Genomic DNA, 596 nt, shown 5'->3' on the forward strand with positions numbered 1-596 from the left:
CCACCATTCACTCCCTCCAGTTGCCGCCGCCGGAGCCGCCGCGGCTGCCGCCGTAGCCGCCGCCGCCGCCGCCGCTGCCGTAGCCGCCGCCGCCCTCACGGCTGCCGTAGCCACCGCCGCCGCCGCTGCGGCCACCTCCGTAGCCACCGCCGCCGCCGCCGTAGCCGCCGCCGCCTCCTCCTTCACGACGCTGGCCGCCGTAGCCGCCGCCGCCGCCGCCGCCGCCGAAGCCGCCGCCGCCTCCGCCGGAGCGGCGGGACTGGGCCTCGTTGACGGTGATGTTGCGGCCGTCCAGGTCCTGGCCGTTCATGGCCTCGATCGCCTGGCGCATCGCCTCGTCCGACGCGAAGGTGACGAACCCGAACCCGCGGGAACGGCCCGTCTCCCTGTCAGTGATGATCTTGGAGTCGATGACGTCGCCGTACTTGGAGAAGGCGTTCTGGAGGGACTGGTCGTCGGTGGCCCAGGCGAGGCCGCCGACGAAGCAGCGGTACTCGACGTCCGCCATTCTTCCTCCTCTTCCCCACTACTAAACCCTAACGAACCGAACCGGGCCGGGAACCGAGGACTGAGTGGGGAGGAGAAGCCAACCCCTG

The 596-nt window shown here is 72.5% G+C and carries 1 protein-coding gene; it reads right to left on the reverse strand.

Annotated elements, in window-relative coordinates; genetic code table 11:
- Nucleotides 1–7 precede the first annotated feature (7 nt).
- Nucleotides 8–508 (reverse strand): RNA-binding protein, encoded by a 501-nt coding sequence (locus IE264_RS38885; protein ID WP_189820555.1) that lies wholly within the window; start codon nucleotides 506–508, stop codon nucleotides 8–10.
- Between the last annotated feature and the right edge of the window lie 88 nt (nucleotides 509–596).

The organism is Streptomyces microflavus, assembly GCF_014650075.1.
In the GTDB taxonomy this organism is placed as follows: domain Bacteria; phylum Actinomycetota; class Actinomycetes; order Streptomycetales; family Streptomycetaceae; genus Streptomyces; species Streptomyces microflavus.

What these genes read in the sequence shown, in the direction of transcription:
- IE264_RS38885 (WP_189820555.1), bottom strand. Translation starts at nt 508, where the DNA reads ATGGCGGACGTCGAGTACCGCTGCTTCGTCGGCGGCCTCGCCTGGGCC.